Below are 20420 nucleotides of genomic sequence, written 5' to 3'. Positions count from 1 at the left end.
TGTCTGAGGTGCACATGAGCAATCCGGAACACCACCCGCGCAGCGCCGCGAGGGAGGTGTGGCAGGGCCGGCTGGGCATCCGGCGCCCGCGGCGGCCGGTGTTCGCCGGCCTGTACGGGGTCGTCGTGCTCGCCCTGGTGGCCCTGGCGGTCGTCGACGCCTCCTCGCACGCCGGGGGCGGCAGCGCCCGTACCAACCTCACGCTGATGGCCCCGGCCGCACCGGGCGGCGGCTGGGATCTCGCGGCCCGGGAGTCGCAGCAGGCGCTGCGCTCCTCCGGCGCCGTCAACAACGTCCAGGTGGTGAACGTGCCCGGCGCGGCCGGCACCATCGGCCTGAGCCAGACGGTGGGCCGCAAGGGCGACGAGTCGCTGCTGATGGTCACCGGCACCGTCATGCTCGGCGGCATCAACGTCACCGGCTCCGAGCACACGATGGACGACGTCACCCCCATCGCCCGGCTCGCCGACGACTACCTGGTCGTGGTGGTGCCGGCCGACTCGCCGTTCGAGACGCTGGACGACCTGCTGGAGACCTGGGCCGCCAACCCCAGCGGCACGGCCATCGGCGGCGGCTCGCTGGGCGGTACGGACCACCTGCTGGCGGGGTTGCTGATGCGTGAGGCCGGCATCGACCCCGGCCGGCTCAACTACCTGGCGTACGCGGGTGGCGGCGAGGTCACCACCGCGCTGCTGTCGCACACCGTGGACGCCGGGATCAGCGGCTACAACGACTTCTCCGACCAGATCGAGACCGGCCGCTTCCGGGCGCTCGGGCTCTCCGCCGAGCAGCCGATCGACGGCATAGAGGTGCCGACCTTCGCCGAGCAGGGCGTCGATCTGGCGCTGCCCAACTGGCGCGGCGTGGTGGCCGCTCCCGGGCTCACGGAGGAGGAGATCGCCGAACTGCGCGCCATCGTCACCGAGATGGCGCAGTCGGAGGAGTGGGCGGACGCCGTGACCCGCAACCGCTGGAAGGACACCTTCATGGTGGGCGAGGAGTTCGAGGAGTTCCTGGCCGCCGAGACCGCACGCATCGACGAGATCGTGGAGGAGCTGGGACTGTGACCACCACGACCGAGAAACCGGTGCCCGCGCCGCCCGGGGCGGACCGGCCGTCCTTCTGGAAGGGCCGCAGCGAGTTCGTCGTCGTCGCCGTGCTGCTGGCGCTCGCCGTCTTCCTGACCCACGGCACCCTCACCATGACGGTGCCGCCGACCGCCGCCTCCCCGGGGCCGCAGTTCTTCCCGTGGATCATCACGGGGCTGGCGTACGTCCTGGCGGCGGTGCTGACCTGGCAGATCATCCGCAACCCGAGCCCGCCCCCGGCGCCGCCCGGCACCGAGCAGGACCCGGAGCAGGACCTTGACCAGGACCTTGACCCGGGCCGGGAACCCGCGGCGGACGGCACCCCCGGGGCCGCTGACCGCGCGCCCGGCGCCACCCGCGCCACGGCGGCGGAGCCGGCGTACCGCACCCACACCGACTGGCGCAGCGTCGGCATCATCGTCGGCACCTTCCTGCTGTTCACGGTGGCCCTCGAACCGGTCGGCTGGCTGCTCTCCGCCGCGCTGCTGTTCTTCGGGGTGGCCTACGCCCTGGACGGCAAGCGGCCGGTGTTCGACGTGAGCCTGTCGCTCGCCGTCTCCGCCGTCGTCCAGCTCGCGTTCTCCGCCGGGCTCGGCCTCAACCTGCCCTCCGGCATTCTGGGAGGGGTGCTCTGATGGATCAGCTCTCGCATCTCCTGGAGGGTTTCGGCGGGGCCTTCACCCCGATGAACCTGCTGTGGGTCGTCGTCGGCGCCATGCTCGGTACGGCGGTCGGCGTGCTGCCGGGCCTCGGCTCGGCGATGGCGGTGGCGCTGCTGCTGCCGGTGACCTTCAGCCTGGACCCGACCGGCGCGTTCATCATGTTCGCCGGTGTCTACTACGGCGGTCTGTTCGGCGACTCGACGACCGGCATCCTGCTGAACACGCCCGGCAACAGCTCGGCCATCGCCACCACCTTCGAGGGCCACCGGATGGCCAAGGCCGGCCGGGCCCCGCAGGCGCTGGCCACCTCCGCCATCGGCGCGTTCATCGGCGGCATCATCGCCACCACCCTGGTGGTGTTCTTCGCCCCGCACCTGGCGGACCTGGCCGGTCTCTTCGGGCCCGCCGAGTACTTCGCGCTGGCCGTCTTCGCGTTCGCCGCGACCGCGACCGTCGTCGCCGACTCCGTCATCAAGGGCTCGATCTCGCTGGTCATCGGCCTCTCGCTGGCCCTGATCGGCATCGACGGCTCCTCCGGCGCCTCGCGCTTCACCCTCGATCTGCCGCCGCTGTTCGACGGCGTGTCGATCGTCGTCATCACGGTCGGTCTGCTGGCCCTGGGCGAGGTGCTCTTCGTGGCCTCCCGCATCCACCGCGACCCGCCGGCGCCGCGCGTCGCCTTCACCGGGCGGCCGTGGCTGAGCCGGGGCGACGTCAAGCTGGCCTGGCCGGCGTGGCTGCGCGGCGCGGGCTTCGGCGTACCGTTCGGGGTGATCCCGGTCGGCGGCTCCGAGGTGCCCACCTTCCTCTCGTACGCCACCGAGAAGCGGCTGGACAAGCGGCGCAAGAAGCGGATGTTCGGCAAGGGCGCCATCCAGGGCGTGGCGGGCCCGGAGGCGGCGGGCAACGCCACGGCCGGCTCGGCGATGGGCGCGCTGCTGGCGCTCGGCCTGCCGACCTCGGCGACGGCGGCCATCATGCTGGCGGCGTTCCAGCAATACGGGATGCAGCCCGGCCCGCTGCTGTTCGAGCGCAACAGCGAGCTGGTGTGGACGCTGCTCGCCTCGCTGTTCATCGGCATGATCGTGCTGCTGATCATCAATCTGCCGTTCGCCCCGATGTGGGCCAAGCTGCTGCTGGTGCCCCGGCACTATCTGTACGCGGGCATCACGGTCTTCTGCGGGCTGGGCATCTACGCCACCTCGGCCTCGGCGTTCGACCTGATGCTGCTGCTGGGCATCGGCCTGCTGGGCTTCATGATGCGGCGCTACGGGCTGCCGCTGGCGCCGGTGCTGATCGCGGTGATCCTCGGCCCGCTGGCCGAGACCGAGCTGCGGCGGGCGCTGGCGGTGAGCGAGGGCGATGTGACGGTGCTGTTCGACAGCGGGATCGCGGTGACGCTGTACACGCTGCTGGCGGGCGCCATCGTCCTCACGGCGGTGAACCGGGTCCGTACCGCGCGCCGGCGCCGGGCGGCCCAGCGCGAACTGGTGGCCTGACGGCTTCCGCGACACGCGACAGCCGCCCGTACCCCGAGGGGTGCGGGCGGCTGCGCGTGGGGGGTGCGGTGCGTCAGTCGATGACGCAGACGTTGCCGAACGTGGGGTTCAGGAACGCGAGGATGTTGACCGTGTTGCCACAGACGTTCAGGCCCAGCTCGATCGGGACCTGGACGACGTTGCCGGACAGGACGCCCGGGGAGTGGGTGGCGACACCGATGGCCTCGGCGTCGGCGGAGGCGGTACCGGCGGCACCCAGGACACCGGCGGCCGCCAGGGCGGTGGCGGCGATGGCGGTACGAATACGCATGTTGTCTCCAGTGCGGAAAACGGATGGAACGACGCAGAACGTCGTAACCGATCAGAACGCCCGGATCGATCATTTCTCCGTATTCACCTGTTCGAGGGCGCGCCCTCGTCCGGATACGGCGGCGGCCGTCAGCACTTGGTGGAGATGCCGCCCTTGGTGTCGCCCTTGAGCAGGCCGCCCCAGATGTAGTTGCCGTCGGAGAGCTTCACCCAGGTGTTGTGGCTGATGCCGTTGGCGTCCACGGTGCCGCCGGTGAGCCAGCACACCCCCATGAGCTGCTGGTTGGCGGTGACCGTGTACGCGATGTCGTAGCTGGTGGAGGCGCCCTTGCGGACGTTCCCCTGGATCCAGGTGGTGATGTTGCCGGTCGCCGTGGTGACCGCCGGGGCGGTACGGGCCTGGTGCGGCGCGGCGGCGGGTGCGGCGGCGGCGGGTGCGGCGGCGGCTCCCGCCAGGACGAGCCCGGCGGCGGCGGTGATCAGGGCCTTGGTGATGCTGGTGCGCATGTGCTCTCCGCTTCTCCGGTTGACCCGGCTTTCCCGGGTGTGGATGCCGTCCCCCGTGACGGGCGGCACAGCGGAGGTCGTGCCCCGTCCCTCCCGGCGCCTACCGTCGCTTTCCGTATCGATCGCAGCTGACGGCGGGTGAACGGGCGGCGAGACGTATCCGATCGTTCGCCGGCCTACTCCGCCCGGTCCCCTCGTTCAGCGGTACGGCGGGCGATCAGGGCTTCGATGCCGTCCAGCAGCCGGTGCAGCCCGAACGGGAAGGGGTCACCGGCGTACGGGCTGGCCCCGGCGCGGATGGCGGCGAGCAGCGCGGGGTACCGGCTGAAGTCCACCAGTTCGCGCAGTCCCTCGTTGCGGCCCGCCACGTCGTACGGTTCGGCGTCGGCCGGTGCCTCCACCTCCGCCAGCAGCAGCCCGAGGCCCCGGCTGTAGGCGTCCAGCGCCTCCACCGCCGCCAGCTTCTCCGGCTCCGTCAGCCCGGTGTCCTCGAAGACACGCAGCATCGAGTCCAGCCAGCGCAGCTGGTTCGGCCCGGGCAGCCGGTCGGCGCCGTGCAGCCGCAGGGTCCACGGGTGGCGGCGGATCGCCGCCCAGTCGTCCATGGCCCACGCCTCCAGCTTGGCGCGCCAGTCGCCGGGCCATTCGTGCGGCAGGGTGTCGCCGAGGGCCACGGCGTCCAGCATCAGGGCTTCGAGTTCGGCTTTGCCGCGCAGGTAGGTGTACAGCGAGGCGGTGCCCACGCCCAGTTCGGCCGCGACCCGGCGCATGGACACCGCGGGCAGGCCCTCCGCCTCGGCCACCTCGATGGCGGCGGTCACGATCTGCTCCCGGGTCAGCCCGCGCCCCGGTCCCCGGGTGCCGGACGGCCGGGTGGCCGGGTCGTCCCAGAGCAGGCCGAGGATGCGCCGCTGATTCTCCTTCGCACTCATCTCGACCGCCAGGCTACCGTTCGGGCTACTATCACCGAACGGCGTTCGGAGTTTGAGAACGAGGGGCGGAGCACCGGACATGACCACCGACACCGGACAACCCACGGACAGCGGCCGGGGCCGGCGGCGCGAACGCGCCACCCTGCTCGCCGCCACCCTGACGAACGGCCCCAACGAACTCCTCGACTTCCTGCTGCCCCTGTGGGCCGGCGCCGCCATCGGCCTCAGCGCCACCGAGACCGGCATCCTGCTCGCCGTCGAACTCGCGCTCTCCCTCCTCGCCCGCCCGCTCGCCGGCGTCCTCGCCGACACCCGCGACCGCCGCCGGGTCGCGGCGGCGGGAGCGGCGCTGTACGCCGCCTCCGCCGCCGGCTACGCGGTCGCCACCGGGCCGCTGTCCGCCTGCCTGGCCGCCGCCCTCGGCGGCATCGGCGGCGCCCTGCTGTGGGTCACGATCAGCGCCATCGTCAGCGAACGCCTCGCCGAGGACTCCGCCGTCTTCCCCCGGCTGTTCGCCGCCCAGGAGACCGGCTCCTGGGCCGCCTTCGTCCCCGGACTCGCCCTGCTGCCCGGCATCGACTACGCGGGCGTCTTCCTGCTCTGCTCGGCCGCCTGCCTGGTGGCCGCCGTCCTGCTGCTGCGCGCCCCCGCCGGCCCGCCGCCCGCCGCCGCCCCGGGCACGGGCACGGGGGCCGCCGCTCCCGCCGGGGACGGTGCCCCCGCCCCGGGCACGGGCGGCGTCTTGGCTCCGGCCCCGGCTTCGGGCGGCCCCGTCCCGGACGCCGCCGCCCGGGGCAACGCGCCGGGCACGGGCATCGCCGCGATCGGCCGCCGGCTGCGCCCCATGCTGCTGGCCGTCGCGCTCACCATGACCGCCGAGGCCACGCTCTCGCTGCTCCTGCTGCTGCACCTCCAGCGCGAACACGACCTGGACGCCCTGAACATCGCCCTGGTCTTCCTCCCCGGCGCCATCGCCATGAGCCTGGCCGCCGAACCCCTGCACCGGTACGCGGTCCGCTTCGGCCGCTCCCGCGTCCTGGCCGCCGCCGCCCTGTCCGGCGCGGCCTTCGCCACCGGACTGGCCCTCGTCCCCCACCCGTACGCGATCGCCGCCCTGTGGATCCTCAGCGGGCTGTCCTGGGCCGCCGTCATGCCGATCCAGCAGGCGGTGATCGCCGAGGCGTCCGGCCCGCACACCGGACGCGGCATGGGCGTGTACGAGTCGGCCGGCCTGTTCGGTGCGCTGGTCGGCGCCCTGGCGGCCGGGTGGCTGTACGACCGCGCCGACTGGACGGTCTGCTGCCTGCTCGCGGCGGCCGTGCTCGCCTCCGGCGCGGTCATCTCCCCGGCCGCGCTGCGCCGCCTGGGCGTCAGCGACCTCCCGCCGGCTCCGTCCCCGGCCCCCGCCCCGGAACCGGCCCCGACCCCGCAACCCGAACCCGCCCCGCAGCCGGACACCGCCACCCCCACCCGGGAACCCGAGCCCGAGCCCGAGCCCGGACCGCGGGCGCTCGCCCGTGCCCTGGCCCAGCGGGTCGCCCTGTTCGCCCTCGCCCAGCTCGCCCTGCTCGCCGCCGATCTCTCCTGGATCCAGGACCTGTTCACCGAGGACCTGCTCGCCACCCTCAACGGCGGCCACCGGGACGGCGACCTGGCCCGCTGGATCTACGGCGCGGGCAAGATCTGGACGTACCTCGTCCTCGCCGACCTCCTGTGGACCGGCTGGAAGCTGCTCCACGCCCGCGCCCGTGACCGGCCCGGCCCCTGACCCGGCCCCGGGGCGGGGCTACGCTCCCGGCATGGGGACACACCTTCCGCCGCGGCGCCTCCCGGGCGGGTCCGTCACCCTGTCCGACCGGCGCACGCGGCGCAGCTGGACGGTGGAGGTGGCGCCGTTCGAGCTGGCCGCCACCCCGGTCACCGGGCCGGACGGGGCGCTGCCGGCCACCGAGGTGTCCTGGTGGGACGCCGTCCGGCACTGCAACGCCCGCTCCGCGCGCGAGGGTCTGCCGCCCGCGTACCGCATCGACGGCGAGCGGACGGCGCGGTGGGACCCGGCCTCGCCCGGCTACCGGCTGCCGACCGAGGCCGAATGGGAGTACGCCTGCCGCGCCGGCACCGGCGGCGCCCGGTACGGCGAGCTGGACGCCATCGCCTGGTACCGCGGCAACTCCGGCGAACGCCCGCACCCCGTCGGCGGCAGACAGCCCAACGCCTTCGGCCTGTACGACATGCTGGGCAACGTCTGGGAGTGGTGCTGGGACCGGTACGACCCCGAGGTGTACGGCGACTACCGGGTGCTGCGCGGCGGCGGCTGGTTCGACGCCCACTGGAGCTGCCGCGCCTCGGTGCGCCGCCGCAGCCACCCCACCCTGCGGATCGACGACGTGGGCTTCCGCCTCGCCCGCACCCTCAGCGGTCCGTGACGGTGATGCCGAGCGACTGCGCCAGCGCCGGGGCCAGTTCCATCAGCTGGAGGGAGCTGACGGTCGCGCCCCGCAGCGCGTCGTAGCCCTCGGCGATGTCCAGCCGCTTGGCGCCGCGCAGATCCACCTTCGCCAGACGGGACTTGCCCAGCCGTACGCCCTCCAGGCTGCTGCCGGGGAAGGACACCGAGGTGAGCGTGGCACCGCCGAAGTCCACGTCGCGCAGCACGCAGTCCGTGAAGGTGACCTCGTGCAGCGCCGCCGCCCGCAGATTCACCGCGTCCAGCTTGCAGTGCGAGAAGGCGACCCGGCGCAGCCGCGCGTCGAACAGCTGGATCCCGGCCAGCGCGCCGCCGTTCAGCTCCACGTCCAGCCAGCTGCTCTCGACCAGATCGGTCCCCATCCACCGGACGGTGTCCATCCACACGTCCGAGAACCGCGACCGCCGCAGCCGGCCCCCGGAGAACGTCACCGAGCTGAGCGCCGCCTCGGTGAACCGGCTGCCGGCGGCCGGTACGTCGTCGAAGTCCAGACCATCGAGATGGACCGTGTCGACATTCGCCTCGGGCTCCAGCACCCCGTCGAACGGCCGGAGATGGTCGGCGAACGGCAGATCGGCGAGTTCGCGTGGCATGCGTGGCTCCCGTGGGTCGGTCGGTCGGTGTCGCGGGCGTACCCCAGCATGCGGGACCCGGCGCCCGGCGCCCTCCCCGTGACCGGGCGCGGGCGGTGATCACCGCGGGTGCCGGTAGACGAGGAGGTAGCGCCAGAACAGCTTGCGGCGCACGGTGGCGCCCGGCAGGAGGGTGGCGGCCTGCCGGCGGATCGCGGGCAGCGGCAGGGTGGGTTCGGCGACCGGGGGTTTGGCGGGTACCTGCCGTCCGGTGGCGCGGTCGCGGGTCCATACGGCGAGGCGGGCCACCGCGTTCGCCGGGACGGCGACGGCGGCGCGGAGCAGGTCCACCGGTCCGCTCTCCGGGGCGCAGCCCAGGATCACCAGGGTGCCGCCGGGGGCGAGGGCGTCCCGCAGCCGGGCCACCGTGGCGAACGGGACGTGGTGGATGCTCGCCAGCGCGGTGATGACGTCGTAGTGCCCGGCGGGCAGCGCGGTGGTGGTGATGTCCGCCTGCCGGTAGCGCGGGTTGTCCCCGTCCCCGTCCCCGTCTCCGGTGCCGGACGCGGCGCGGGCCTCGGCGATGACCTCCGCGCTCGGATCGATGGCGTCCACCGTGTACCCGGCCGCCGCCAGCCGCCGCGCGAACCGGCCGGTCCCGCAGCCGACGTCCAGCGCCCGGCCACCGGTACCGCCGGAGGCGCGGCCTATCGTGCGCAGCAGCAGCCGGTGGTAGTGGTCGTTGTGGTCGAAGGGCATGCGGCGCAGCCTGCCACAGGGCGGCGGGGGCGCGGGCGCCGCGCCGTCAGCCGGTGACGGGCCGCCAGTGCTGGTGTCCGTCGTCGTCGCGGACCACGTAGCCGAGCCGGCCGAGGGTCTCCGTCAGATCGCGGACCTCCTCCTCCGCCTTGCGGCGCCGGGCGTCCTTGCGGGCGGCGAGGACGACATGGGCCTCGGCCGACAGCTCCGGCGCGTGCGGCACCCAGCGGCGGAAGGCGGCGGAGTGCGGATCGGCCTTCGACCAGGGGTAGCCGTGCCGCTGGAAGGCGGCGGCCACGGCCGCCGGGGGCGCCTGGTACGCGCCGCGCACCAGCGGCCGTGATGTGCGGTCCAGGACGACCAGTTCCTTGCCGTCGGGGAAGACCGCCGAGATGTCGGCGCGGGCGAAGCGCCGGGTGGTGTCGTCCTTCTCGACGGTCAGCACCTCGTCGGTGAGCGTCAGCTTCATCGACTCGCTGACCGCGATGAACGCCACCAGCAGCCCCGCCGCCACGCCGACCGCCACGAACAGGCCGCGCTGCCAGAGCTGGTCGATCCCGGCGACCAGGCGCAGCGGGCCCTCGAACGGCAGCCACGGCAGCCGGGTGACGGCCTGGTGCGCGAGGCCGGGCAGCACCCAGGCGAGGACCGCGCCCAGGGCGGGGAAGCCCAGCAGGATCAGCAGCAGATCGCGGCGCGGGAAGGCCAGTTCGGTCGTCGTGTCGTCCACTCCGCCAGGCTAGGAACCTCCTGCCCGGCACCACAGTGGCCGAAAGTAGCGTTTGCCCGCACTTTCGTCGCGCGGTCCCCGGCCCCCGGTCACAGGGCGCGGTGGATGAAGCTGCCGAACGGCCCCAGGAACCGCCAGCCCAGCGCCGTGTACAGCGCCCTGCCCTCGGGGCTGGCGCTCAGCACCGCGTGGCCGGCCCCGGCGGACGCGGCGGCGGCCGTCAGGGTGCGGACGACCACGGAGCCCAGGCCCCGGCGCCGGTGGTCCGGGTGGGTCTCGATCCGGTCGACCACGGCGACGGTGGCGCCCCGGCCGAGCGCGACCTGCCCGGAGGCGGCCTCCGTACCGTCCGGGGTGAGCAGCCGTATCCGGGTGACGCCGTGCTGGCTGCCCTGCACCGCCGTGTACCCGGCGGGTGGCGGTGGCGCCGGCTCCCGGGAACGTACCGGTGTGCTCATCAGATAGCCGGGGTCGTTGGGGGTCCAGTCGGGGCCGAGCAGAGCGGCCACTGTCGCGTTCGGCAGGCCGGTCTTGATCCACACGCACGGCTCACCGGTGTCCTCGATGTGCCGGGCGACCTTGCGGACGGTGACCTCGTCGGCGTCCGGCAGCACGTGCCGGGCCCGCTGGTGCGGCAGCCCGACGTCCAGCCGCAGCCCCCACGGCTCCTCGTCCGGCGGCGGCAGATCCCGGGAGAGGGCGTAGCCGGCCGCCCAGCAGCGGATCAGGCCCGGTACGTCGTCCGTCCACATGTCACTCACATGTCCGAACGGTACGCCTGTGCCGCCGGCCGGGGCGCCCCCGTGGGTATGCGGGCGCTCAGCCGCCAGTGGCCGCCGTCCGCTCCCGCGGTCAGGGTGCCGCCCAGCGACTGCACCCGCTCGCGCAGGCCGACCAGGCCGAACCCCGGCGGATCGCCGCCGGTCTCCCCGTTCCGCGGCAGCGGATTGCTGATGTCGGCGACGGTGGCGAGCGGCCCGTACCTGACCACCACTCGCACCGGGGTGTGCGGGGCGTGCCGGCGGGCGTTGCTCAGCGCCTCCTGCACCAGCCGGTATACCGCGAGCCGGTGCGCGGCCGGGGCGATCGCGTCACCCGGCTCGTCCAGGTCGGCGTCGATGAGCTGCCCGGCCTCGCGCGCGGTGTCGATCAGCTCGCCCAGCTCCCGCAGGGTCGGCTCCCGGTCCGCCGCCGTGTCCTGCGCGCGCAGCGCCCCGAGCACGTGCCGCAGATCGGCGAGCGCGTCGGTGGAGGCGGTGCGCAGCAGCCGCACCCGGTCGGCGGTGACCGGGTCCAGCTGGTCGGCGCGGTTGGCGAGCACGCCGCTGTGCAGGGCGATGAGGCTGAGCCGGTGCGCCAGCACGTCGTGCATCTCGCCGGCGATGGCGGTGCGCTCCGAGCTGCGGGCGGCCTGCTCGCGCAGCTCGCGCTCCCGGTGCAGATGGCCGAGCCGCTCGCCCAGCGCGTCGGCGAGCCGCCGGCTGGCGGCGGCCCACAGGCCGAGCACCATGGCGACGATGAACAGCGCGCACGGCCCGTACGCGCGCGGCGTCCACAGGCTGAGCGGCGGCTGGATCAGCAGATTGACGGCCAGCGCGGTGACGATGCCCGCGGCGGCGACCCGGGCGCGGCGGTGCGCGGTCAGATGGAAGGCCATGAGCAGCAACGGCAGCATGGCCCCGAACAGCCCGGCGGCGGCCACGGCCACCCCGGCGATGGGCAGCGGATGCCGGTAGCGCAGCGGCAGCGCGGCGCCCGCGACGAGCGAGGCGACGACGGACGGGACGGCGGCGTGCGCCCCGCCGGCCGACACGGCGGCGTCCGACACCGAGACGGCGGACAGGGACACCACCAGCGTCAGCTCGCCCCACCAGGGCAGCCGGTACTCGGTTCTGGCCAGTTCCACGCGCCACAGCGTAGGCGCGCGACGGACCGCCGCCCTCCTCCTTTCGTCGGTCCCGCCACCGCCGGGAGAAGGGGGCCGGCCGGGCGGGCGGGCGCCCGGCCGGGCCCCATGGGGGTCAGCTCTTTCCGGTGCCGTCGCACACGGTGCAGGGCACCAATTCCTTTTTCTTGTTTCCCGCACCGTCGCCGCTGATCACGAGATGGCCATCGCCATGACAGACCGGGCAGGCAGGGCGTTCGCTCTCATGTTTTCCCATGACGGGATCTCCTTGTCCTTCAGTGGATGGCCCGGAGTGAATTTTCCGGGGAATCGAGCCATACCTGCTGGCCGGCCGGCGTGACGGACAGCCCGAATCGCTCGATATCCGGTGATCCGGTGTCCACCCATGACTGATGCGCGGCCACCACCTCTTCCCACAGTTTTCTCGGACCGCGCTGTTCGACGAGGACGCGCTGTCCGTCGTCCCGCACCCGGGCGTGGGAATGCCCGCCGTGCAGGATGGCCATGAATCCGCCGTTCGCCGTGTCGCATCCGAAGACGCTGATCCCGGGCAGCACCCCGGCCAGGTACGCGGTCCGGCCGGGGGAGGGACCGGCCACGGTGCGCGGATCGGCGGTGGACTCCGACTCGACGTCCTCCGCGTCCGGCGGGACTTCGCCGTCCGGCGGCCGGCGCTGGTCGCGGAGCATCATGAAGGAGCACTCGCCGTGGAAGCGGCCCATTGCCGTGCCGTCCGCGTGGACCGTCAGCGCGACGATCCGCTGGAGGGCCGTCCAGGGCAGGACGATCCGGCCGCCGGGCCGTGTCTGTTCGACCCACGCGTAGGGGATGTCGCGTACCCCGCAGGTGACGTGCACGGCGTCGAAGGGAGCGTGTTCAGGGGCGCCGAGCGCTCCGTCGCGTACCAGGAGCCGTGGCGAGCGGCCGGCCGCCGCGAGGTTCCGCGCGGCGATGGCGGACAGGGCGGGGTCCACGTCGATGGACACCACGTGCTCGTCACCGGCCGACTCAGCCAGCAGGCCCGCTGTCCAGCCGGTGCCGGTACCGATCTCCAGCACCTTGTGCCCCGGTCGCGCCCCCAGCAGTTCCAGAAAGGTGAAAACCAGGTTGGGCGCCGAAGAAGAACAGGTGAGGTTGAAGGTGGTGCGGACGGTCTCCTCGGTGAGTTCCGTCAGGCCGTCGTCGATCTGCGTGATGATGACGGAATCCGAGTAGACGGTACTCCACCAGAGATCGGGATCGGCGTCCTTGTCGATCCAGTGCGATTCCTCTTTCCATTCCGGGCGGGCCCACGCCTGCCGCGGTATGAACGCGTGGCGTGGCACCGTAAAAGGCAGAAATCCCTGCGGGACCCGATCGCTCATGGCGGGAGCGTACCGAAGGGGATTTCCGCGTGGAAGCGGGAGATGGTGCGGCCGATTCCCGCTCATGTGACAATCATTCGCCGCAGGGATGTGTCCCCGTCCTCTCGGCCCGCCTATCACCCGTTTTGGCCCGGGAGTGCGCTCCCCGCGCCCCGTGTCCGGGCGGGCGGCGGGTGTCGGTGGGATGCTGCAAGATATGGCGCGTGTCCCACGCCGACGATCCCATCCGCCGTATCAGTGCCGCGCCGTCCCCGTCCGTCTCGCTCGATCCCGCCGCCATGCGCGCCCGCTACCGGGAGGCCGGGCTGGCGGAGGAGGACTGCGCGGCCGATCCGTTCGCGCAGTTCCTCGCGTGGTTCGGGCAGGCCGCCGAGAGCGGGCTGCCCGAGCCGAACGCCATGGTCCTCTCCACCGCCGACCCGGCGGGCCGGCCCAGCTCGCGTACCGTCCTGCTGAAGAAGTTCGACGAGCGCGGGTTCGTCTTCTTCACCAATCACGGCTCCCGCAAGGGCCGGGAGATCGAGGCGAACCCGCAGGTCTCGCTGCTCTTCCCGTGGCACGGGATCGCCCGGCAGGTGATCGTGGGCGGGGTGGCCGAGCGGACCGGGCGGGACGAGACCGTCGCGTACTTCAGGACCCGGCCGCACGGCTCCCAGCTGGGGGCGTGGGCGAGCGAGCAGTCCTCGCGGGTGGCCTCGCGCGCCGATCTCGATCAGCTCTACACGGAGCTGGCCGAGCGGTACCCGGAGGACACGGACGTGCCCGCGCCGCCGCAGTGGGGCGGGTACCGGGTGGTGCCGGAGACCGTGGAGTTCTGGCAGGGGCGGGAGAACCGGCTGCACGACCGGCTGCGCTATGTGCGCGCCGGTGCCGCCGGCTGGACGATCGAACGGCTCTGCCCCTGAGGGGCGGGCCGGGCGGGGCCGCCGCGGGGCGGCCGGGTGTGCGGCGCGGTGAATGCGCCCGCACACGGAACGACCCGCGAGCCTGGTTCCCCTCGGTGCCGGTGACGGCGCCTCGGGGAGCCGGCCGGACGGTACCGGCGGCTCGCGGGTCGGGTGACTGCTTGGGATTGGCCGGCGGTGCCGGCGCCACGTTTCCGTGGGACGACGGCCCTAGGCCGCAGTCACCTCACGCGTCCGGATCTGATACATCTGCCGAACCACCTCCCTTCTGTGTACCTGGAACCGTAATACCGGCTCCGGGCAGCGGCAAATGTTTTTTACCGGCGCCACAGAATGCGGTCGGCGTGGGTGGCGTACACCGACTCGTTCCACTCCTGTCCGCCGTCCACATTGGCCGAGCGCAGCAGCGGCGGCTCGACGCCCTGCTCGGTGAGCTTGCCGGCGGTGTCCGCCATCACGGCCTGGAGCAGCGCGGAGACCACGACCGTCGAGGCGGGCGCGAACGGCGCGCCGATGCGGCGGCTGGTCAGCGCGGCGTCGCCCACCGGGATCTTGCTGTCCAGGACGAGGTCGCAGTGGTCCTTGAGGAAGGTGCCGGACGGGTGCCGGGGCTCGGTCTGCTCGGTGTAGGCGAGGGAGGTGACGCCGATGACCCGCAGCCCGCGGGTCCTGGCGTGGGCGGCCATCTCCACCGGGAGGCTGTTGCGGCCGGACAGCGAGATGACGATGAGCAGGTCGCCGGTGTGCGCCGGGCTGGCGTCGAGGGTGGCCTGGGCCAGGCCGCTGACCCGCTCCAGGGCGCTGCCCAGCAGCGCGGGGTTGACGTTGACGCCGGTGGTGCCGGGGACGGCGAGCAGATTGACCAGGGCCAGGCCGCCCGCGCGGTAGACGATGTCCTGGGCGGGGAGCGCGGAGTGTCCGGCGCCGTAGACGAAGAGTTTCCCGCCGGCCGTGACGGTGTCGGCGATCAGGGCGCCGGCCCGTCCGATGGCGGCGCGCTCCTCGTCCTGGACCCGGCGCAGCAACGCGATGGCGGCGTCGAAGAACCGGTCGCCGAGTGCGCCGGTGGGTATGCCGTCGTCCTGCGCGTCCTGCTGCGGTGCCTGCTGGCTCATTGCGCCGTCCCCTCGTGGGTGCGATTCCTCGCGATGCCTCCGGACACCCGGACTGCCCATGGGTGGTGTCCGCCGGCCGGGAACGCGGCCGGAAGAGTCCGGTACACCGTACGCGTACGATGTACATTCACGGGTGGGTGCCGGTCACGCGTCACGGTGAGGTCATGGGCACGCCCGTGTCAATACGGCGGCAGCGGTCTTGTAGGGCTGCGGTAACGCGCAGCGGGCTCGTTTGTCGGCGCCATACGTCAGAATTGGTTCCAGGGCCACCGCACGAGCTATCGAGGGGCACTTATGTCCGGACTCATCGACACCACCGAGATGTACCTCCGCACCATTCTGGAGCTGGAGGAGGAGAACGTGGTCCCGATGCGTGCCCGTATCGCGGAGCGGCTGGAGCAGAGCGGTCCGACCGTGAGCCAGACCGTGGCCCGGATGGAACGGGACGGCCTGCTGTCGGTCGCCAGCGACCGCCATCTGGAGCTGACCGCGGAGGGCAGGCTGCTCGCCGAGCGGGTGATGCGCAAGCACCGCATCGCCGAGTGTCTGCTGGTCGATGTGATCGGCCTGGAGTGGGAGCAGGTGCACGCCGAGGCGTGCCGCTGGGAGCACGTGATGAGCGACGCGGTCGAGCGCCGCGTGCTGGCGCTGCTGAACCACCCGACGGAATCGCCCTACGGGAACCCGATCCCGGCGCTGGCCGAGCTGGGCGAGACGGTGGAGGAGCCCGCCGCGTTCCTCGGGAGCGGTCTGGTGGCGCTCACCGACATGGAGACCGACGGCGGCAAGACGGTGATCGTCCGCCGGATCGGGGAGCCGATCCAGACGGACACCTCCGTGATGCACACCCTGCGCCGCGCCGGGGTGCAGCCGGGCGCGTCGGTCAGTGTGACGCCGGGCGCCGGCGGCGGGGTGCAGGTCGGCAGCGGCGGCGAGGCGGCCGAGCTGACGGCGGAGGTGGCCATGCACGTGTTCGTGGCCCCGGCCGGCCGGGCCTGAGCCGGAGAGCACTGCGGAGCGTGGGCCGCCCGCCCGGCGGGCGGCCCTTCACCCACCCCCCCGAGCACGACCCGGAGCCCCGAGCTCTCGGGGTCGTCCCTCCCGTCCTCGCCTCTTCTCTCCCCACGGCGGTGGCCGGTTACCCCTGTTCCTCCCTCACCCGAACGATGGATCTTCGCATCGAACACTAGACTTGCCGAATCTCTTTTCGATGGTGGGGAACATGTGGGGGGCACATGGAGCGGGACAGCTGGCGGGCCGCACTGGCGGCGTCGGTGGCGGGGGTGCTGCTGACGGGATGCGCGCAGACCACTCTCTTCAAAGCGCGCGGTGACCGCCCGGACGGCGGCGAGGTCGTCCTGTCCGAGGCGGCGGCGCGCGAGGAGCCGGACGACGCGGGGACGCCGGACGAGGACGTCCCGCTGCTCGACCGGACGGCCGACGAGATCCTGCTCGGCGCGATGGGAACGTCGTTCGGCGCAGAATCGCTGCGCGCCGTCTACACCGAGGACGGGCCCGACGGGGTGATCGAGCTGGACGTGCACTACGACCAGGCGGGCCGCTGCACGGGCTCGGTCACGATGCGGGGGACCGGCGGGTTCGAGCTGATCCTCGACGGTGAGCAGGCATGGCTCAAGCCCGACGAGGAGATGCTGGAGAACCTGGTCGCCGAGGCTCCCGAGTTCGAGGACCAGATCCGGGAACTGGAGGGACGGTACCGGCACGTCGGGCCCGACGAGGCCGACGAGGACGAATTCCTCGGGGTGTGCCGCTCCGACGAGTTCATGGAGGTCATGGACTTCCTGGAGTCCCTCCCGGAAGAGGACCTCACCAACGACTCCCCGCTGGAAAAGGGCGGGCTGAGCACGCACGAGGGCAGCGAGGTCATCACCGTCGAGGGCGGTGACGCCGAGATGTGGATGAGCGCCCTGGTGGAGACGGGGGACGACCCCTACCTGCGCTACTGGCTGATCGACGACGCCGACGCGGACGCCGTCACCGAGATCTGGCTCAGCGACTTCGGCGTGCCGGTCGACATCCAGGTCCCGCCGGACGACCTGGTGTACGGGCCGGACGAACTGATCTTCGACCTCTTCGGGGAACTACAGGTCTGACCGCCGCGTCCCCGCTGGTGCGAGCGCAAGCACACGGGGAACACAGGGGAGCGGGGCGGACATGAGCGGACGCGGTACACGCACGGCGGTCTGGGCGGCGGCCCTCGCCTCGGCGGTGGTCCTCACCGGATGCGGCTCCGCCGACCGCGACCGGCCCTTCCTGCCCGCGGACGGGCTGCCCACCGCCGCTGAACAGGACGATGCCGCGGACGAGGCCGCCGCCGAGGGCGACCCGGCCGAGGACCCGGCGGCCGGCGGGGACAACGGGATCACCGCGCTGCCGCCCGAGGAGATCGTCGTCCGCGCCATGGAAGCGGTGAACGGCGCGGACTCGATGCGGCTGTCCGGCACCCTCGACGAGGGCGCCGGCGGCACCATGGACATCGACATGCTGATGGACACCCGGGGCGACTGCACCGGCACCATGGGCGTGACCGGACAGGGCTCCTTCGAACTGCTCAAGCGGGGCGAGGAGGTCTGGTACAAGCCCGACGCCGCCTTCTGGGAGCACTTCGCCGGCCCGGAGGCCGTGCACATGGAGGGCATGTACCTGCACGGCACCATCGACCACCCCAGCCTGGCGGCCGTCGGCGAACTGTGCGCCCTCCAGGACTTCCTCGGCACCTTCGACGGCGTGGAGACCATCCGCGCCGACGAGATCGCTCTGGGCGAGCCGACCATCCACCTGGGCGTTCCGGTGATCACCCTGGAGGAGGTTCCGCGGCGCGGCGTCTCCCGGGCGACCACCCTGCTGGTCGCCACCGAGGGGGAGCCCTATCTGATGCACATGGCCCAGACCGAGAACGGGAAGGCCAACGAGCTGTCGCTGAGCGACTTCGACACCCCGGTGGAGATCGTGGAGCCGCCGTCCCGGCTCGTCCTGGAGGCGGACGAACTGGCGGGCGGCCCCGGCAGCGTCTGACACCGCCGGCCGCCGCCCCCTGTCCGTACCGCACCGGTACGGACAGGGGGCGGCGGCTCGTACCGTGCCCGTCCGGTCAGGAGCGGCTGACCGCCGCCAGGATCTCCGGCAGCCGCTCCACCGTCTGCCCCGCCGCCAGCCGCAGCCCGGCCCAGGCCACCACCGCGCCGTACCCGGCGCCCAGCGGCAGGACCACCCACGCCCAGCCGGCCGCCGACGCGTGCAGCCAGATCGTCAGCGCGATCAGCGGCGCGCACAGCAGCGCGCTCGCCACCAGCCCGCCCACGATGCCGTACCAGACCAGCGACACCTGTCCGGCACCCACGTTCCGCATCGCGTTGTCCTGCGGCACCGAGTACGGGAAGAGGACCGAGGCCAGCGCCCCGCAGCCCAGCAGGGCGCCCAGCAGCGCCAGCGAGATGCCGAGCGCGGCCGGCAACTGCCCCCAGTCGCCCACGACCACGGCCGCCACCAGCACCACCGTCACCGTGAACGGAACCCCGACCAGCGCGATCGCCAGCATCCGGCCGCGCAGCTCCGCGTAGGCGTCCCTGGCCGAGGTGATGGTCTGCGCGACGAGCCAGAAGCCGCTGTAGTCCATGCCGAACTGGTTGTACATCTGCATGCCGAGCAGCCCGGCGCCCCAGCACGCGTGGTACACGGTGGCCGAGCCCGTTGAAGCCCAGATGACCGGGAACAGCAGGCCCATCCCGATGGCCATCGCCCAGCTCATCTTGGCCTTCGGGTCCCGCCACGCGTAGCGCAGCGCCCGCTGCGCCACCACCCCGGACCGGCCGGCCGGCAGCAGCCGCTCCCAGAGCGCCCCGCCGGAGCCCGTCCGCTCCTTCTCACTCTCCTGCCCGCCGTCCCCGGCCAGCACCGTGGAACCGTCGCGGGAGGTCATCAGCCGGGTCAGCGACCGCTGCCACCACCACAGCAGCAGCCCGAGCGCCGCCACGGTCCCGGCCAGCGCCGCCGCCGCCACGCCGTACGCACCGGCCGAGACCGCCCGTACCGCCTCCACGGAGGTGGCCGGCGGCAGCCAGCGCGCCACGTCGGCCATGGTGTGCACCGGCTCGGCGTTGCGGCCGTCCGCGAGCTTCTGCACCGCCAGATTGACGCCCTGGATGCCCAGTGCGATCACCACGCCGGACAGGATCGCCAGATCGCGGCCCTTGCGGCTGGTCAGCAGGCCCGCGTTGGCGGTGGCGACGGCGCGCGAGAGGACGGTGCAGGTCAGCACGGTCAGGACGATCGCCACCACCGCCACCGCGTACCCGCCGGCGCCGCGTGCCGTGCCGAGCGCGGCGCCCGCCACCAGCAGCGTGGTGAAGATCGGGCCGACGCCCACCACCGACGCCACCAGCTGCGCGGTCATCAGGGACCGGGGGCGCAGCGGCAGCATCGCCAGCCGCGCGGGGTCGAGGGTCTCGTCCACGGCGCCCAGGAACACCGGCACGAACGCCCAGAACAGCGCGATCAGCGCGACCAGGACGGTGCCGAGCGCCGCCATGTGGCGGCTGCCGCCCAGCGCCAGCAGCCCGGCCATGCCGAGCGCGCCGAACAGGGCGCCCAGCACGGCGGAGGAGATGAAGCCGGCCTTGCGTCCGGTGGTCTGCCGCAGGCCGTTGCGCATCAGCGCCAGCTTGAGCCGGACGAACGTGGCGGTGATGACGGCGGTGTCGCCGTACGTGCCGCGCGGTGCGGGAGCGGTCGCCGGTGCCGCACCCGGCTCGGTGAGGGTGCTCATCGGTCGCGGTCCCCGCCCAGCCAGTCCAGCCGGTCGTCCGGGCCCGCCCCGGCCCCGGCGCCCACCAGCTCCAGGAAGGCGTGCTGGAGCGAGTCGGCCTCGCCCCGTACCTCGGCCAGCGGGCCGTGCGCGCGGATCCGGCCGGTCGCCATGACGGCCACCCAGTCGCACAGCGACTCCACCAGCTCCATCACATGGCTGGAGAAGATCACGGTGGCGCCGGAGGCGGTGTAGCGCTCCAGCACGCCGCGGATGTTCTGGGCGGAGACCGGGTCGACGCCCTCGAACGGCTCGTCCAGGAAGAGCACTTCGGGGTTGTGCAGCAGGGCCGCCGCGAGGCCGATCTTCTTCCGCATACCGGTGGAGTAGTCGACGATCAGCTTGTTCTGCGCGCCGAGCAGATCGAGGACGTCCAACAGCTGGTCGGCCCGCCGCTCGACCTCGGCGGCGGGTATGCCGCGCAGCCGGCCGAGGTAGCTGAGCAGTTCGCGGCCGGTGAGCCGTTCGAAGAGCCGCAGCCCTTCGGGCAGGACGCCGATCCTGGACTTGACGTCCACCGGGTCCTGCCACACCTCGCGACCGGCGATCTCCACGGTGCCCGCGTCGGGCCGCAGCAGCCCGGTGATCATGGAGAGCGTGGTGGTCTTCCCCGCTCCGTTCGGGCCCACCAGCCCGATGAACCGCCCCGCGGGCAGGTCGAGATCGATCCCCGAGACCGCGACCTGTTCCCCGAAGGTCTTCCACAGCCCTGTGACCCGGACCGCGGGCCGGTCCTGATTCCCCGTTTCTGTCATGAACCCCACCCTAAGGGGCGGGTAA

General features: G+C 73.0%; 22 protein-coding genes. 9 read left to right on the top strand and 13 right to left on the bottom strand.

Annotated elements, in window-relative coordinates; all coding sequences use genetic code 11:
- Window positions 1-14 precede the first annotated feature (14 nt).
- From BM385_RS00565 to BM385_RS00555, 3 genes are read left to right on the top strand one after another with little or no spacing between them, the layout of a single operon-like run.
- A complete protein-coding gene (locus tag BM385_RS00565; RefSeq protein WP_217650926.1) occupies window positions 15-1067 on the top strand; it encodes a Bug family tripartite tricarboxylate transporter substrate binding protein in 1053 nt (350 codons plus the stop codon).
- Window positions 1064-1723, top strand: a complete 660-nt coding sequence (locus BM385_RS00560; protein ID WP_093841849.1) for a tripartite tricarboxylate transporter TctB family protein — start codon at window positions 1064-1066, stop codon at window positions 1721-1723. The genes BM385_RS00565 and BM385_RS00560 overlap by 4 nt, the downstream gene beginning before the upstream one ends.
- A complete protein-coding gene (locus BM385_RS00555; RefSeq protein ID WP_019431655.1) occupies window positions 1723-3249 on the top strand; it encodes a tripartite tricarboxylate transporter permease in 1527 nt (508 codons plus the stop codon). The genes BM385_RS00560 and BM385_RS00555 overlap by 1 nt, the downstream gene beginning before the upstream one ends.
- A 73-nt stretch (window positions 3250-3322) precedes the next feature.
- Here BM385_RS00555 and BM385_RS00550 read toward each other — a convergent pair whose 3' ends face one another.
- From BM385_RS00550 to BM385_RS00540, 3 genes are all read right to left on the bottom strand, one after another.
- Window positions 3323-3559 carry a chaplin gene (locus BM385_RS00550; protein ID WP_019431654.1) on the bottom strand — a complete coding sequence of 79 codons (237 nt, stop codon included), beginning with the start codon at window positions 3557-3559 and terminating at the stop codon, window positions 3323-3325.
- A 128-nt stretch (window positions 3560-3687) separates the two neighbouring features.
- The gene (locus tag BM385_RS00545; protein ID WP_019431653.1) at window positions 3688-4065 is read right to left on the bottom strand and encodes a hypothetical protein; all 378 of its coding nucleotides are present in this window, start codon (window positions 4063-4065) and stop codon (window positions 3688-3690) included.
- Between the two features lie 176 nt (window positions 4066-4241).
- Window positions 4242-4997 (bottom strand): TetR/AcrR family transcriptional regulator, encoded by a 756-nt coding sequence (locus BM385_RS00540; protein ID WP_019431652.1) that lies wholly within the window; start codon window positions 4995-4997, stop codon window positions 4242-4244.
- Between the two features lie 79 nt (window positions 4998-5076).
- Here BM385_RS00540 and BM385_RS00535 point away from each other — a divergent pair, with 79 nt between their 5' ends.
- Window positions 5077-6765 carry an MFS transporter gene (locus BM385_RS00535; RefSeq protein ID WP_093841848.1) on the top strand — a complete coding sequence of 563 codons (1689 nt, stop codon included), beginning with the start codon at window positions 5077-5079 and terminating at the stop codon, window positions 6763-6765.
- 31 nt (window positions 6766-6796) lie between these two features.
- Window positions 6797-7423, top strand: a complete 627-nt coding sequence (locus BM385_RS00530; RefSeq protein WP_026047063.1) for a formylglycine-generating enzyme family protein — start codon at window positions 6797-6799, stop codon at window positions 7421-7423.
- On the opposite strand, the gene BM385_RS00525 is transcribed toward BM385_RS00530, so the two are convergent.
- From BM385_RS00525 to BM385_RS00500, 7 genes are all read right to left on the bottom strand, one after another.
- Window positions 7410-8057 carry a pentapeptide repeat-containing protein gene (locus tag BM385_RS00525; RefSeq protein ID WP_093841847.1) on the bottom strand — a complete coding sequence of 216 codons (648 nt, stop codon included), beginning with the start codon at window positions 8055-8057 and terminating at the stop codon, window positions 7410-7412. The genes BM385_RS00530 and BM385_RS00525 overlap by 14 nt on opposite strands.
- Window positions 8058-8156: 99 nt before the next feature.
- A complete protein-coding gene (locus BM385_RS00520; protein ID WP_093841846.1) occupies window positions 8157-8795 on the bottom strand; it encodes a class I SAM-dependent methyltransferase in 639 nt (212 codons plus the stop codon).
- A 46-nt stretch (window positions 8796-8841) separates the two neighbouring features.
- Complete coding sequence (locus tag BM385_RS00515; protein ID WP_093841845.1) at window positions 8842-9525, bottom strand: YqeB family protein; 684 nt, start codon at window positions 9523-9525, stop codon at window positions 8842-8844.
- An 89-nt stretch (window positions 9526-9614) separates the two neighbouring features.
- The gene (locus tag BM385_RS00510; RefSeq protein ID WP_093841844.1) at window positions 9615-10277 is read right to left on the bottom strand and encodes a GNAT family N-acetyltransferase; all 663 of its coding nucleotides are present in this window, start codon (window positions 10275-10277) and stop codon (window positions 9615-9617) included.
- Window positions 10278-10282: 5 nt separating this feature from the next.
- The gene (locus BM385_RS00505) at window positions 10283-11431 is read right to left on the bottom strand and encodes a sensor histidine kinase (RefSeq protein WP_093841843.1); all 1149 of its coding nucleotides are present in this window, start codon (window positions 11429-11431) and stop codon (window positions 10283-10285) included.
- 115 nt (window positions 11432-11546) lie between these two features.
- A complete protein-coding gene (locus tag BM385_RS26945) occupies window positions 11547-11687 on the bottom strand; it encodes a hypothetical protein (protein WP_158687153.1) in 141 nt (46 codons plus the stop codon).
- Between the two features lie 19 nt (window positions 11688-11706).
- On the bottom strand, window positions 11707-12795 hold the full coding sequence (locus tag BM385_RS00500) for a methyltransferase domain-containing protein (RefSeq protein ID WP_158687152.1): 1089 nt from the start codon (window positions 12793-12795) through the stop codon (window positions 11707-11709).
- Between the two features lie 278 nt (window positions 12796-13073).
- Between BM385_RS00500 and pdxH the strand changes: the two genes are divergently transcribed.
- Entirely contained in the window at window positions 13074-13700 is a 627-nt protein-coding gene (pdxH, locus tag BM385_RS00495) for a pyridoxamine 5'-phosphate oxidase (RefSeq protein WP_093842213.1), read from the top strand.
- A 317-nt stretch (window positions 13701-14017) separates the two neighbouring features.
- On the opposite strand, the gene BM385_RS00490 is transcribed toward pdxH, so the two are convergent.
- Window positions 14018-14815 carry an SIS domain-containing protein gene (locus BM385_RS00490; RefSeq protein WP_019431642.1) on the bottom strand — a complete coding sequence of 266 codons (798 nt, stop codon included), beginning with the start codon at window positions 14813-14815 and terminating at the stop codon, window positions 14018-14020.
- A 294-nt stretch (window positions 14816-15109) separates the two neighbouring features.
- Here BM385_RS00490 and BM385_RS00485 point away from each other — a divergent pair, with 294 nt between their 5' ends.
- The 3 genes from BM385_RS00485 to BM385_RS00475 all read left to right on the top strand — a co-directional run bounded on the left by BM385_RS00485 (window position 15110) and on the right by BM385_RS00475 (window position 17851).
- Window positions 15110-15814, top strand: coding sequence for an iron-dependent transcriptional repressor DtxR (locus BM385_RS00485; RefSeq protein ID WP_019431641.1), 705 nt, complete (start codon window positions 15110-15112; stop codon window positions 15812-15814).
- A gap of 236 nt (window positions 15815-16050) precedes the next feature.
- Window positions 16051-16929 (top strand): hypothetical protein, encoded by an 879-nt coding sequence (locus BM385_RS00480; protein WP_093841842.1) that lies wholly within the window; start codon window positions 16051-16053, stop codon window positions 16927-16929.
- A 61-nt stretch (window positions 16930-16990) separates the two neighbouring features.
- Complete coding sequence (locus tag BM385_RS00475; RefSeq protein ID WP_019431639.1) at window positions 16991-17851, top strand: hypothetical protein; 861 nt, start codon at window positions 16991-16993, stop codon at window positions 17849-17851.
- A gap of 76 nt (window positions 17852-17927) precedes the next feature.
- On the opposite strand, the gene BM385_RS00470 is transcribed toward BM385_RS00475, so the two are convergent.
- Together BM385_RS00470 and BM385_RS00465 are read right to left on the bottom strand one after the other, a co-directional pair.
- Entirely contained in the window at window positions 17928-19601 is a 1674-nt protein-coding gene (locus tag BM385_RS00470; RefSeq protein WP_019431638.1) for a hypothetical protein, read from the bottom strand.
- Window positions 19598-20395 (bottom strand): ABC transporter ATP-binding protein, encoded by a 798-nt coding sequence (locus BM385_RS00465; protein WP_019431637.1) that lies wholly within the window; start codon window positions 20393-20395, stop codon window positions 19598-19600. Before BM385_RS00465 ends, BM385_RS00470 begins: the two co-directional genes overlap by 4 nt.
- Between the last annotated feature and the right edge of the window lie 25 nt (window positions 20396-20420).

The sequence above is a fragment of the Streptomyces harbinensis genome (assembly GCF_900116145.1).
GTDB classification, from domain to species: domain Bacteria; phylum Actinomycetota; class Actinomycetes; order Streptomycetales; family Streptomycetaceae; genus Streptomyces; species Streptomyces carpaticus.
This window is presented reverse-complemented; position numbering and strand designations above follow the sequence as displayed.